At 74.1% G+C, this 12769-nt stretch carries 10 protein-coding genes; 8 read left to right on the plus strand and 2 right to left on the minus strand.

The genetic code is table 11. The features are described 5' to 3' along the window. Positions 1 to 7 precede the first annotated feature (7 nt). From RZ50_RS12465 to RZ50_RS12490, 6 genes are all read left to right on the plus strand, one after another. Positions 8 to 1123, plus strand: coding sequence for a nicotinate-nucleotide--dimethylbenzimidazole phosphoribosyltransferase (locus tag RZ50_RS12465; RefSeq protein WP_196950009.1), 1116 nt, complete (start codon positions 8 to 10; stop codon positions 1121 to 1123). 75 nt (positions 1124 to 1198) lie between these two features. Next, a complete protein-coding gene (locus RZ50_RS12470) occupies positions 1199 to 1987 on the plus strand; it encodes an adenosylcobinamide-GDP ribazoletransferase (RefSeq protein ID WP_196950008.1) in 789 nt (262 codons plus the stop codon). A gap of 258 nt (positions 1988 to 2245) precedes the next feature. Beyond that, on the plus strand, positions 2246 to 3751 hold the full coding sequence (locus RZ50_RS12475; RefSeq protein ID WP_196950007.1) for a leucyl aminopeptidase: 1506 nt from the start codon (positions 2246 to 2248) through the stop codon (positions 3749 to 3751). A gap of 385 nt (positions 3752 to 4136) precedes the next feature. Next, positions 4137 to 5543, plus strand: a complete 1407-nt coding sequence (gene lpdA / locus RZ50_RS12480) for a dihydrolipoyl dehydrogenase (RefSeq protein WP_254802463.1) — start codon at positions 4137 to 4139, stop codon at positions 5541 to 5543. A 66-nt stretch (positions 5544 to 5609) separates the two neighbouring features. Continuing rightward, on the plus strand, positions 5610 to 7403 hold the full coding sequence (sucB, locus tag RZ50_RS12485; protein ID WP_217680515.1) for a 2-oxoglutarate dehydrogenase, E2 component, dihydrolipoamide succinyltransferase: 1794 nt from the start codon (positions 5610 to 5612) through the stop codon (positions 7401 to 7403). A 127-nt stretch (positions 7404 to 7530) separates the two neighbouring features. Beyond that, entirely contained in the window at positions 7531 to 8046 is a 516-nt protein-coding gene (locus RZ50_RS12490; protein WP_196950004.1) for a DUF4240 domain-containing protein, read from the plus strand. Between the two features lie 109 nt (positions 8047 to 8155). Here RZ50_RS12490 and RZ50_RS12495 read toward each other — a convergent pair whose 3' ends face one another. Further along, entirely contained in the window at positions 8156 to 9226 is a 1071-nt protein-coding gene (locus RZ50_RS12495; protein ID WP_196950003.1) for a DUF2510 domain-containing protein, read from the minus strand. Between the two features lie 111 nt (positions 9227 to 9337). Continuing rightward, positions 9338 to 9835, minus strand: a complete 498-nt coding sequence (locus tag RZ50_RS12500) for a GNAT family N-acetyltransferase (protein ID WP_196950002.1) — start codon at positions 9833 to 9835, stop codon at positions 9338 to 9340. A 64-nt stretch (positions 9836 to 9899) separates the two neighbouring features. Here RZ50_RS12500 and RZ50_RS12505 point away from each other — a divergent pair, with 64 nt between their 5' ends. Both RZ50_RS12505 and RZ50_RS12510 read left to right on the plus strand, forming a co-directional pair. Next, the gene (locus RZ50_RS12505) at positions 9900 to 10805 is read left to right on the plus strand and encodes a TIGR01777 family oxidoreductase (protein WP_196950001.1); all 906 of its coding nucleotides are present in this window, start codon (positions 9900 to 9902) and stop codon (positions 10803 to 10805) included. Positions 10806 to 11253: 448 nt separating this feature from the next. Further along, positions 11254 to 12585: an NAD(P)/FAD-dependent oxidoreductase gene (locus RZ50_RS12510; RefSeq protein ID WP_196950000.1), complete on the plus strand. Its 1332-nt coding sequence runs from the start codon at positions 11254 to 11256 to the stop codon at positions 12583 to 12585. Positions 12586 to 12769: the final 184 nt, after the last annotated feature.

A 12769-nucleotide genomic window follows, 5' to 3' on the forward strand; every position in this document is an offset into this window, starting at 1 on the left:
CCGGACGATGGACACGACCGTGGATCTCGATACGTTCTCCTCGCTCGTCGAGCGCCCCGACGACAGCGCCCGGCGGGCCGCCGAGGAGCGCTGGCAGGAGGCCGGCCGGCCGCGCGGCGGGCTCGGCAGGCTGGAGGAGCTGGGCAGCTGGCTCTCGTCCGTGCAGGGGCGCTCCCCGGTGCGGCCGGTGTCGGCCCCCAAGGTGCTGCTGTTCGCCGCCGACCACGGCGTGGCCGCGCTCGGGGTCTCCCGGCTGCCCGCCCAGGGCGGCACCGCGGCCCGGGTGCGGGCCGTGCTCGACGGCTCCGCGCCGGTGGCCCGGCTGGCCGCGCGCTACGGCGCCGAGGTGCGGGTGGTCGACGTCGCGGTGGACACCGACCCCGCGAACTTCCCGGACGAGGTGGTCGCCCACCGCATCCGCCGCGGCTCCGGCCGGATCGACGTCGAGGACGCGCTCAGCCCGGAGGAGACCGTACGGGCCTTCCGGGCTGGCATGGCCGTCGCCGACGAGGAGGCCGACTCCGGCACCGACCTGGTGCTGCTCGGCGACCTCGGGGTCGGCGCCACCACGGTGGCAGCCGTGCTGGTCGGCGCGCTGTGCGGGACGGACGCGGCCGCGGTCTGCGGTCGCGGCTCGGGCATCGACGACCGGGTGTGGATGGTCAAGTGCGCCACCATCCGGGACTCGCTGCGGCGGGCCCGTCCGGTGCTCGGCGACCAGCTGGCGCTGCTCGGCGCCACCGGCGGGGCCGACTTCGCGGCGATCACCGGCTTCCTGCTGCAGGCCGCCGTCCGGCGCCTGCCGGTGGTGCTGGACGGCGTGGTGTCGGCGGCCTGCGCGCTGGTCGCGCAGCGGATCGCCTTCCGGGCGCCGGAGTGGTGGCGGGCCGGGCAGTCCAGCGGCGAGCCGGCCCAGGCGAAGGCGTACGACCGGCTGACCCTGACGCCCTTGCAGGACCAGGGCATCACCATGGGCGAGGGCGTCGGCGCGGTGCTGGCGCTGCCGCTGCTCCAGGCGGCGGGCGACGCGCTCGCCGACGAGGTGCCGAGGCCGTTCGTACCGTCCGCCCCGAAGGAGCAGCCGAAGCTGCCGTCGGCGGCGGATCTGCTGCGGAGGCTGTAAGCCCCCGGTACGACCGGTATCCACCCGAAGAACGCCCCTGGCCAGGGGCGTTCTTGCGTTGAGAGGAACGTGTTCATGGCCGGCGGTGAGCGGGCGGGTTGGGGCGAGGGGCTACGGTTCGCCTTCGGGACGCTGTCGGTGCTGCGGGTGCGGGTGGAGCGGTGGGACCGGGCCGCCGGGGCGCGGGCGATGCAGGCCGCCCCGGTGGTCGGGCTGGTGCTGGGCACGGCGGCGGCCGGGGCCGGGGCGCTGGTGGCCTGGCGGGCCGGCGGGCTGCTCGGCGCGGTGACGGCGGTGGGGGTGCTCGCCGCGCTGACCCGGGGGCTGCACCTGGACGGTCTGGCGGACGTCGCCGACGGGCTGGGCAGCGGCAAACCCGCCGAGGACGCGCTGCGCATCATGAAGCAGTCCGACATCGGTCCGTTCGGCGTACTGACGCTGGTCCTCGTGCTGCTGGCCCAGATCGCCGCGCTGGCCGGGCAGTTCGGCCACTCGGTGCCGCGCGGCGCGCTCGCGGTGCTCGCGGCGGCGGTGGCCGCCCGGTGCGCGCTCGCCTGGGGCTGTCTGCGCTCGGTGCCGGCCGCCCGGCCGGGCGGGCTCGGGGCGATGGTGGCGAGCACCGTGTCGCCCGCCGGGGCCGGGGCCGCGACGGCCCTGACGGCGCTGGCCGTGGCCGCGCTCGGAATGTTCGACGGATGGTCAGCCCTCCGTCTACCGCTGGCGGTTGTGCTCGGCCTGGGGTGCGCCCGACTGCTGCTGGGACGGTGTGTCCGGCGGTTCGGCGGCATCACCGGGGACGTGCTCGGCGCGATGGCGGAGACCGCCGCCACCGGCACGCTGTTCGCCCTGGCGTTGCTCGGCTGACACCGGGCGGCGCGTGATCCCACCATGCGGACTACCATGCGTGAAGCACCGCAGCCCTGCACCGTGGCAGGTCCTGCCCGCCCGGCGCGTACCGAGGAGCCGGGGCCTCTGGTGTGCGCGGCCGCTAGCGGCGGACGCGCGCGCCAGGGGTCCCGGACCCGCACAACCGCCGGCGGAACGGCCTGCGACGGCGGGTTGCGCCGGTTCGGCAGCCACGCCGCGACCGGTCGTGGACCGCGAAAGAACAGGACGCATTACGTGACTGCATTGTCTGTGAGCACCTCCTCCGCCGCCTCGCTGCGCGCGGACGCCCTGGTGGTCGGTGTCGCGAAGGGCCCGAAGGGCATTGTGCTGGCCCCCGGCACCGAGGCCGTGAACGAGGCGTTCGAGGGCAAGCTGACCGAGGTCCTCAGCACCCTGGGCGCGACCGGCGCCGAGGGCGAGACCGTCAAGGTGCCCTCCCCCGCCGGCCTGAAGGCCGCGCTCGTGCTCGCGGTCGGCCTCGGCGAGGCCGTCGAGGACGGCTACGAGCTGGAGACGCTGCGCCGCGCCGCGGGTGTCGCCGCCCGTGCCCTGGCCGGTGTCAAGAAGGCCGCGCTGGCCCTGCCGGCCGAGTCCGCGGAGGAGGTCGAGGCGGTCGCGCTCGGCGGTCTGCTCGGCGCCTACGCCTTCGGCACGTACAAGGGCAACGGCAACGGCAAGGAGCCGGTCGGCGAGCTGGCCGTGCTGGCCCCCCGCAAGGGCAGCAAGGACTCCAAGGCCGCCGTGGAGCGGGCCGCCGCGATCGGCGAGGAGATGAACCGCGCCCGCGACCTGGTCAACACCGCGCCGAACGACCTGAACCCGAAGAGCTTCGCCGCGATCGCCCAGGCGGCCGGCAAGGAGCACGGCCTCAAGGTCGAGGTGCTGGACGAGAAGGCTCTGACCAAGGGCGGCTTCGGCGGTCTGCTGGGCGTCGGCGGCGGCTCGGTCAACCCGCCGCGGCTGGTGAAGGTGGCCTACACCCACCCGAAGGCGAAGGCCACGCTGGCGTTCGTCGGCAAGGGCATCACCTACGACTCGGGCGGCATCTCGCTGAAGCCGGCCGGCCACAACGAGACCATGAAGTGCGACATGGCCGGCGCCGCCGCCGTGTTCGCCGCCGTGGTGGCCGCCAAGCGCCTGGGCCTGGCCGTCAACGTGACCGCCTGGCTGGCGCTGGCCGAGAACATGCCGTCCGGCTCCGCCACCCGCCCGGGTGACGTGCTGCGCATGTACGGCGGCAAGACCGTCGAGGTGCTGAACACCGACGCCGAGGGCCGTCTGGTGCTGGCCGACGCGATCGTGCGGGCCGGCGAGGAGAACCCGGACGTCATCGTCGACGTGGCGACCCTGACCGGCGCCATGGTGCTGGCGCTGGGCAACCGCACCTTCGGTGTGATGGCCAACAACGACGAGCTGCGCGACGAGCTGCACGCCCTCGCGGGCGAGGTCGGCGAGCAGTCCTGGCCGATGCCGCTGCCGGCCGAGCTGCGCAAGGGCATGACCGAGTCGACCATCGCCGACCTGGCCAACATGGGCGAGCGGATGGGCGGCGGCCTGGTGGCCGGCCTGTTCCTGAAGGAGTTCGTGGCCGAGGGCATCGACTGGGCGCACCTGGACATCGCCGGCCCGGCGTTCCACGAGAGCGCGCCGTTCGGCTACACCCCGAAGGGCGGCACCGCGAGCGCGGTGCGCACCCTGGTCCGGTTCGCCGAGCGGACGGCGGCCAACGGCAAGGCCTGATCCGATCGGACCTGAGCCTCGACGGGGCCCGGCGCGGTTGCGCCGGGCCCCGTCGGCGTTCCCACGCGGGTTACCTGCGAGTAGGCCATGGCGCCCCGGCGCACCTGTGTTCGCCACGGGCGAAACTTTGTTCCGCACTGCGGAAGAGGTGGCCGCGAGCGGCGCCGAGGACGCCCGTCCGGCGGCTGTCAATACCGCGCTGAGCTGCAATGATGCCCTTCCGTCGGGGGTGTTCCCGCCCCGGTGACCACTCCGCGGGACACCCCTGGGGCGGACCCGGACATCAGCCACCGTGAACAAGTGCGAAGATGTATTTCCGGCACGACTGGGCGCCCCACAAAGGCTTCCGACCCACCGGACCGCGACCGGCCCGGCGACCCACCCCATGCATGGAGGACGTGACGTGGCGAACGACGCCAGCACCGTTTTCGACGTAGTCATTCTCGGAGGCGGAAGCGGCGGTTACGCCGCGGCGCTCCGCGCCGCTCAGCTGGGTCTGAGCGTCGCCCTGGTCGAGAAGGGTGAGCTGGGCGGCACCTGCCTGCACCGCGGCTGCATCCCGACCAAGGCGCTGCTGCACGCCGCCGAGATCGCCGACGAGACGAAGGAGGCCGCCGAGTTCGGCGTTCTGGCCACCTTCCAGGGCATCGACATCAACGGCGTCCACAAGTACAAGGACGACGTCATCGCCGGCCTGTACAAGGGCCTGCAGGGCCTGGTGGCCTCCCGCAAGGTCACCTTCATCCAGGGCGAGGGCAAGCTCTCCTCGCAGACCTCGGTGGACGTGAACGGCCAGCGCATCGAAGGCCGCCACATCGTCCTGGCCACCGGCTCGGTGCCGCGCTCGATCCCGGGCCTGGAGATCGACGGCAACCGCGTGATCTCTTCCGACCACGCCCTCAAGCTCGACCGCATCCCGAAGTCGGCCGTCATCCTCGGCGGCGGCGTCATCGGCGTCGAGTTCGCCTCGGTCTGGAAGTCCTTCGGCGTCGACGTCACCATCGTCGAGGCGCTGCCGCACCTCGTCCCGCTGGAGGACGAGAACTCCTCCAAGCTGCTGGAGCGCGCCTTCCGCAAGCGCGGCATCAAGTTCGAGCTGAAGGCCCGCTTCTCGGGCGTCGAGTACACCGAGGCCGGTGTCCGCGTCTCCACCGAGAACGGCAAGCAGATCGACGCCGACCTGCTGCTCGTCGCCATCGGCCGCGGCCCGGTCTCGGCCGGCCTCGGCTACGAGGAGAACGGCGTCGCGATGGACCGCGGCTACGTCCTGGTCGACGAGTACATGCGCACCAACGTGCCCACCATCTCGGCCGTCGGCGACCTCGCCCCGACCCTGCAGCTCGCCCACGTCGGCTTCGCCGAGGGCATCCTGGTCGCCGAGCGCCTGGCCGGCCTCAAGCCGGTCCCGATCGACTACGACGGCGTTCCGCGCGTGACCTACTCCAACCCCGAGGTGGCCTCCGTCGGCATCTCCGAGGCCAAGGCCGTCGAGCTGTACGGCAAGGAGAAGGTCGTCACCCTGAAGTACAACCTGGCCGGCAACGGCAAGAGCAAGATCCTGAAGACCGCCGGCGAGATCAAGCTCGTCCAGGTCAAGGACGGCGCCGTGGTCGGCGTCCACATGGTCGGCGCCCGCATGGGCGAGCAGGTCGGCGAAGCCCAGCTGATCTACAACTGGGAGGCCCTGCCGGCCGAGGTCGCGCAGCTCATCCACGCGCACCCGACCCAGTCCGAGGCCCTGGGCGAGGCGCACCTGGCGCTGGCCGGCAAGCCGCTGCACGCGCACGACTGATCGCGCCCACCACCCCCCGTTTCCAGTACTTCCCGTACGCAAGACTTGATAGGAGTCGCTGAAACCATGGCGGTCTCAGTAACACTGCCCGCGCTGGGCGAGAGCGTTTCCGAGGGCACCGTCACCCGCTGGCTGAAGGCCGAGGGTGAGCGTGTCGAGGTCGACGAGCCGCTGCTTGAGGTCTCGACCGACAAGGTCGACACCGAGATCCCGGCCCCGGCCTCCGGCATCCTGGCCTCGATCAAGGTCGGCGAGGACGAGACCGTCGAGGTCGGCGCCGAGCTGGCCGTCATCGACGACGGTTCCGGTGCCCCGGTCGCCGCCCCGGCCCCCGTCGCGGAGGCCGCTCCGGCCGCCGCCCCGGTTGCCGCTCCGGCTGCTCCGGTCGCCGCTCCGGCTCCGGTCGCCGAGGCCCCCGCCGCCGCTCCGGCCGCTCCGGCCGGCGACGCCACCCCGGTGCTGCTGCCCGCGCTGGGCGAGTCGGTCACCGAGGGCACCGTCACCCGCTGGCTGAAGGCCGAGGGCGAGACCGTCGAGGTCGACGAGCCGCTGCTTGAGGTCTCCACCGACAAGGTCGACACCGAGATCCCGTCGCCGGTCGCCGGTGTCGTCGTCAAGATCCTGGTCGGCGAGGACGAGACCGCCGAGGTCGGCGCCCAGCTCGCGCTGATCGGCGCCCCGGGTGCCGCCGCTGCCGCTCCGGCCCCGGCTGCCGCTCCGGCCCCGGCTGCCGCTCCGGCCCCGGCTGCCGCCCCGGCTCCGGTCGCTCCCGCCGCCCCGGCGCCCGTGGCCCCGGCCGCTCCGGCCCCGGCTCCGGTTGCCGCCGCTCCGGCTCCGGTCGCCCCCGCTGCCCCGGCTCCGGTCGCCGCCCCGGCTCCGGTCGCCGCTCCGGCCCCCGTCGCCCCGGCCGCTCCGGCCGCCCCGGTGGCCGACAACGGTGACGCCTACGTCACCCCGCTGGTGCGCAAGCTCGCCGCCGAGCACGGCGTCGCGCTGTCCTCCGTCGCCGGCACCGGCGTCGGCGGCCGCATCCGCAAGCAGGACGTCATCGCCGCCGCGGAGGCCGCCAAGGCCGCTCCGGCCCCGGTCGCCGCTGCCGCCCCGGCCGCCGCGCCGAAGGCCGCCGCCGCGCCGTCCGCCCTGCGCGGTCAGACGGTCAAGATGACCCGCATGCGCAAGGTCATCGGCGACAACATGCTGAAGGCCCTGCACGAGCAGGCCCAGCTGACCAGCGTGGTCGAGGTGGACGTCACCAGGATCATGTCGCTGCGCAACAAGGCCAAGGACGGCTTCCTCGCCCGCGAGGGCGTCAAGCTGTCCCCGATGCCGTTCTTCGTGAAGGCCGCCGCCCAGGCGCTGAAGGCCCACGCGGTCATCAACGCCCGGATCAACGAGGCCGAGGGCACCATCACCTACTTCGACACCGAGAACATCGGTATCGCGGTGGACTCCGAGAAGGGTCTGATGACCCCGGTCATCAAGGGTGCGGGCGACCTCAACATCGCCGGCATCTCGAAGAAGACCGCCGAGCTGGCCACCAAGGTCCGCGACAGCAAGATCACCCCGGACGAGCTGTCCGGCGCCACCTTCACCATCAGCAACACCGGCTCGCGCGGTGCGCTGTTCGACACCGTGATCGTGCCGCCGAACCAGGTCGCCATCCTGGGCATCGGCGCCACCGTCAAGCGCCCGGTCGTCATCGAGGCCGACGGCGGCACCGCCATCGGCATCCGCGACATGGTCTACCTGTCGCTCTCCTACGACCACCGCCTGGTGGACGGCGCCGACGCCGCCCGCTACCTGGTCGCGGTCAAGGAGATCCTGGAGGCCGGCGAGTTCGAGGTCGAGCTCGGCCTCTGACCCTCCACGGTCCCTACGGAACCCCGCGTCGTCCCCGGACGGCGCGGGGTTCCGCCGTTCCCGCCACTGGCGTTTCGTCCGGTCATGGCATGCGCGGAGACGGCTGAACGGCGATGCTTGAGCGGTGATGGACGAGACCGACTTCTGGCAGATCATCGACGAGACCCGGGAGGCCGCCGACGGCGATCCCGACGAGCAGGCCGACCAGCTGGTCGAACACCTGGTCCGGCTGACCCCGGACGACGTGATCGACTTCGCCCGGCTGTTCGAGGCACGGTTCCAACGCGCCTACCGCCACGACCTGTGGGGCGCGGCCTACCTGTTGCTGGGCGGCGCCTCCGACGACTCCTTCGACTACTTCCGCTGCTGGCTGATCGGCCAGGGCCGGGACGTCTTCGAGGGCGGGCTGGCCGAACCCGACGACCTGGCGGACCTGTTGCCCGAGTTCGACGAGGAGGAGGACGGCGAGGCCGAGGACCTCGGCTACGCCGCCGACGAGGCGTACGAGCGGCTGACCGGCCTGCCGCTGCCGGAGGTGGGCGGGCCGCAGCCCTCGCGGCCGTCCGGGCCGGCGCTGGACTTCGAGGACCCGGACGTGATGGCGAAACGCTTCCCCAAGCTCTGGGAGCGCTACGGGGACTAGGACGCGTCAGGTGCCGGTTCCCGTCGGGTGCTGGTCCCCGTCGGGTGCCGGTTCCCCTCGGGTGCCGGTTCCCCTCGGGTGCCGGTTCCCCTCGGGTGCCAGGACGCCGTCAGGTGCTGCTGCCGGAGGAGCCGTCCTGCCTGATGCCCCGGAGGATCTGGTCCAGCACCGAGGCGTCCGGCGCGGCCGGGTCGTCGTCCACGCCGCCCTCGAAGACGACGTAGCCGCCGCCCTTGGCCGGGACGGCGGCCAGCACGACGTAGCCCTGGGTGCCGTCCGAGGTGCGGATGTGCCAGCGGGTGGCGTAGCCGGACACTCCGGCGATGGTGACGGAGCCGGAGCCGGAGTCGGTGTGCGAGGTGACCCCGCTGAAGACCTGCCCCGCGTAGACGGGCATCGCGGTGTCGGCGGCCGCCTTCGCCGTGGCGCCCTGGACGGTGTCCTTCTCGATCGAGAACTGGCCGCGGATGCACTGGTTGCCGTCCGCGCAGGTGTAGCGGCCGCTGCCGAGGTAGACCGTCGAGTGCTGGGAGTTGGTCGACACCTCCCAGCCCTCGAACACCGGGACGGAGATCGCGTGCTGCGCGTCCGGCACGGTGGTCTTGAGGACCGGGGCGGGCTTGGGCGGCGCCACGGTGGGCGAGGACGTGGTCGGGGTGGGGCTCGGCGTGGGGCTGTCGCTCCGGCTGACCGGGACGGTGGGGGCCGGGGTCGGGTCCGCCTTCGGGTCCCCGCCCTGGCTGAGCAGGATCCCGGCGATGATCCCGCCCACGGCGAGCACGCCGACCGCGATGCCGATGATCACACCGGGCTTGGTCCTGGCGGGGGCGGGCGGCTGGTAGCCCGGACCGGGATAGGCGTAGCCGGCGCCCGGGTAGGCCTCCTGGCCGGGGTAGCCGTAGCCGGGTGTCTGGGCCTGGCCCGGGTAGCCGTAACCGGGCTGCTGGGCCGCGCCCTGGCTGGGGTACCCGTACTCGGGGGCCTGGCCCGGGTAGCCGTAGCCGGGCCGCTGGGCGGAGGGCTGCCAGGTCTGGGTCGGCGCGTCGGCGAGCTGTCCCGCGCCGCCCTGGAGCGGCCTGACCTCGCTGGTCCAGGCGTTGCCGTCCCACCAGCGCTCGTGACCCGGGGTGCCGTCCGCACCGGGGACCGGGTACCACCCGGGAGGCGTCGAGTTGCTCACGGGCGTACGGTACCCGGCGGGGCGCCGCTCCAGACAGCGCGGTTGCGTCACGACTCTGCACCACAAGCGGCCTGACGGTGCATCACTTAGTGGGCCCGGTCGGCCAGGGGCTCAGTCGGCCAGGCGGCGGGCCATCCAGACGTCGTCCACGTAGCGGCCGTCGATCAGGAACTCCTCGGCGAGCGAGCCCTCGACCACGAAGCCGCAGCTCTCGTACAGCCGGCGGGCCGGGGCGTTCCAGCCGAGCACCCGCAGGGTCATCTTGCGGGCGCCCGCGGCCCGGGCCGCGTCGCAGGCCGCCTCGACCAGGCGGCGGCCTATGCCCCGGCCGCGCACCGCGTCGTCCACGGCCAGGCCCTGGATCTGCCGGACGTGCCGGTTGACGGCCAGCCGGGTCGCCGGGACCTGGCGGGTGTAGCCGACGATCCGGCCGTCCAGGACGGCGACCAGGTACTGGTCGGGGGTGTGCGCGTCGTCGAACATCGTGTTCCCGGCGCGCGGCTGCGGGGAGACGTCGGACAGGGTGGACCAGGAGGCCCGGTCGAGGGCGGCGAGTTCGCGGTCGTCCTCGGGCTGCGCGGACCGGATGATCAGATCGTCGTTGGGCATGCGCGCCATGCTAATGAGACGCCTGCGACGGGTGGCGGGGATTCGGAGCTGCGAGGATGGTCGCATGCGCATCGCTGTCACGGGCTCCACGGGATTGATCGGTTCGGCACTGGTCCGCTCGCTGCTGGCGGACGGCCATGAGGTGGTCCGGCTGGTCCGGCGCCGCTCCAGGACGGGCCCGCAGCCCGACGGCAGCACGGCGATCGGCTGGAACCCGCTGCTCGGCCAGGTCGAGCGGGACGGGCTCGCCGGGGTCGAGGCCGTGGTGCACCTGGCCGGCGCCGGGGTCGGCGACCACCGCTGGACGGACTCCTACAAGCGGGACATCCGGGAGAGCCGGGTGTACGGCACCGAGACGCTGGCCGTCGCGCTGGCGGAGCTGAAGGAGCCGCCGCGGGTCCTCGTCAGCGCCTCCGCGGTCGGCTGGTACGGGCAGACCGGCGACCGGGTCATCGACGAGGACTCCCCCGCCGGCGAGGACTTCCTGGCCGAGGTGTGCCTGGAGTGGGAGGCGGCCGCGCGACCGGCCGAGCGGGCCGGGATCCGGGTCGTCCACCCGCGCACCGGGCTGGTGCTCTCCCCGGCCGGGGGCGCGGGCGCACGGCTGTTCCCGCTGTTCAAGCTGGGTCTGGGCGGGCGGCTCGGCAGCGGACGGCAGTACTGGAGCTTCATCTCGCTGGCCGACGAGGTGGCCGCGCTACGCTTCCTGATCGACCGGGAGGACCTGTCCGGCGCCTTCAACCTCACCGCGCCGGAGCCGGCGACCAACGCCGAGCTGACCGCGGCGCTCGGCCGGGCGCTGCACCGGCCGACACCGTTCCCGGTGCCGGAGGCGGTGCTCCGGACGGTGCTCGGGGAGCTGGCGGTCGAGGTGGTCGGCAGCCACCGGGTGGTGCCGCGGCGGCTGCTCGACGCCGGGTTCCGCTTCGCACACCCGGACGTCGACTCGGCGGTGCGGGCGGCACTCTGACGGCCGCTCCGGGGGCGGCCGGTGCCCCGCGTGCGCGCACTCCGGGGCTGGGGCCGCTCCATGCGTGCGCGCACTCCGCGGACGGGCCCGTGCCACGCGTGCGCCCGCTCCGCGCGTAGGCCCGCTACGGCATTCGCCCTGGCCAGGGGCATATGCCGGGCGGAGGTCGGAGGGGGCTCCGGGAGGGGGCGCACAGGAGCACACGGCGGGCGCGTCGCACGCCCCCGGTGACCGTACGCGCCCACCGGCCCGGCAATCCGGCCACTGCGGCGCACTGTCCGTGACCGCGCCCCCGCCCGGTGCCGCACCACCCCGTTCGACCCCCGGATCCGGTCCGGTGCGCCTGTCTGGTGCTCACACCGACTGGGCATCACCTTCGTCGGACCGTGTCCCGGCACCCCGCTGCCTGCGTCGGCCGGAGCCCCGGGACCAGGGAGGGAGCACGCCAGTGCCCACGTACGACTTCACCCGCCGCGCCCGTCGCCCGTCCGACCCGGACGTCGTCGTGGTCGGCGCCGGCCTCGCGGGCCTGGCCGCCGCCCGCGCACTCACCGGCCACGGCCTCACCGTTCAGGTCCTGGAGACCACCGACCGGATCGGCGGCCGGATGGCCACCCGCGAGTTGGACGGATTCCGCCTCGACGACGGCAGCCACCTGCTGAACACCGCGTTCCCCGAACTACGCCGGGCCCTCGACCTCGACCGCCTGGACCTGCGCCCGCTCGCGCCCGGCGTGCTCGTGCACAGCGCCGGCCGCCGCCACCGCGCCGGGGACCCTCAGCTCACCACCGCCCGGCAGGCCGCCACCCGGGCACCCCTCGGCAGTCCGCTGGACAAGGCCCGGCTGGGCAGCTGGCTCACCCGGATCGCCACCACCCCGGCCGCCCGGCTCCAGGCCCGCCCCGAAACCACCACCGCCCGCGCGCTGGCCGGCCACGGGCTCGCCCCGCGCACCGTCGACGGCTTCCTGCGGCCGCTGCTCAGCGCACTGCTCAGCGATCCGACCCTCGGCACCAGCAGCCGGATCGCCGACCTGGTGCTGCGCTCGTACGCCCGCGGACGCCTCTGTCTGCCCGCCGACGGGATCGCGGCCGTGCCGGCCCAGCTGGCCGCCGTACTTCCCGCCGGCACCGTCCGGACCGGGGTGCAGGTCACCTCGATCGCCGCCGACGGCGTGGAAACCCTCGCCCACGGGCGGATCGGCGCCCAGGCCGTGGTCGTCGCCACCGACGCCCGCTCCGCCTCGGAACTGCTACCCGGCCTGCGACTGCCGGACTTCCACCCCGTCACCACCTTCTTCCACGCGGCCGACCGCGCCCCGCTGGGCGAGGCGGTGCTGCTGCTCGACGCCGACCGGCCGAACGGGCACCCGCCGCTGGTCTCGCACTCGCTGGTGCTCAGCGAACTGCACCCGTCCTACGCCCCCTCCGGGCAGGCGCTGATCGCCACCACCGTGCTCGGCCGGCGCTCCTTCGACGCGGGCGGCCCGGCCGGGCTGGAACCGGCCGTCCGGGCCCGGCTCGCCGAGCTGTACGGCGCCTCGACGGCGAACTGGCAGTTCCTCAGCGTGCGGCACGTCCCCGACGCACTGCCCGCGATGCCGCCGCCGCACAACCCCCGCCGCCCGGTGCGGCTGGTGGCCGGGCTGTACGTCGCCGGGGACCACCGGGACACCAGCACCGTGCAGGGCGCGCTGGTCTCCGGGCGACGGGCGGCGCAGGCGGTGCTGCGCGACCTCGGCCTGCCGGCCGGGGCGCGGGAGGCCGAGGCGGCGGCCTGAGGTCCTGGCCGCGGCCCTGGGCCGTGCGGTTCACGGAGGTCGTCGCAGTGCACGGAGGTCGTTGGTGCACGGAGGTCGTTGCGGGCGAACGGACACGCGAGCGGTCTGCCGGGGTGACAGCCCGACGGCGTGCCAGGATGCCGGAGCGACCGACGTGACCGCGACCTGATCGGCGCGCTCTCCC

Source organism: Kitasatospora sp. SUK 42, assembly GCF_015776785.2.
Lineage (GTDB): Bacteria > Actinomycetota > Actinomycetes > Streptomycetales > Streptomycetaceae > Kitasatospora.

What these genes read in the sequence shown, in the direction of transcription:
- RZ50_RS12470 (WP_196950008.1), top strand. Translation starts at nt 1,199, where the DNA reads ATGGCCGGCGGTGAGCGGGCGGGTTGGGGCGAGGGGCTACGGTTCGCC.
- lpdA (WP_254802463.1), top strand. Translation starts at nt 4,137, where the DNA reads ATGCATGGAGGACGTGACGTGGCGAACGACGCCAGCACCGTTTTCGAC.
- RZ50_RS12505 (WP_196950001.1), top strand. Translation starts at nt 9,900, where the DNA reads ATGCGCATCGCTGTCACGGGCTCCACGGGATTGATCGGTTCGGCACTG.
- sucB (WP_217680515.1), top strand. Translation starts at nt 5,610, where the DNA reads ATGGCGGTCTCAGTAACACTGCCCGCGCTGGGCGAGAGCGTTTCCGAG.
- RZ50_RS12500 (WP_196950002.1), bottom strand. Translation starts at nt 9,835, where the DNA reads ATGCCCAACGACGATCTGATCATCCGGTCCGCGCAGCCCGAGGACGAC.
- RZ50_RS12465 (WP_196950009.1), top strand. Translation starts at nt 8, where the DNA reads ATGGACACGACCGTGGATCTCGATACGTTCTCCTCGCTCGTCGAGCGC.
- RZ50_RS12490 (WP_196950004.1), top strand. Translation starts at nt 7,531, where the DNA reads ATGGACGAGACCGACTTCTGGCAGATCATCGACGAGACCCGGGAGGCC.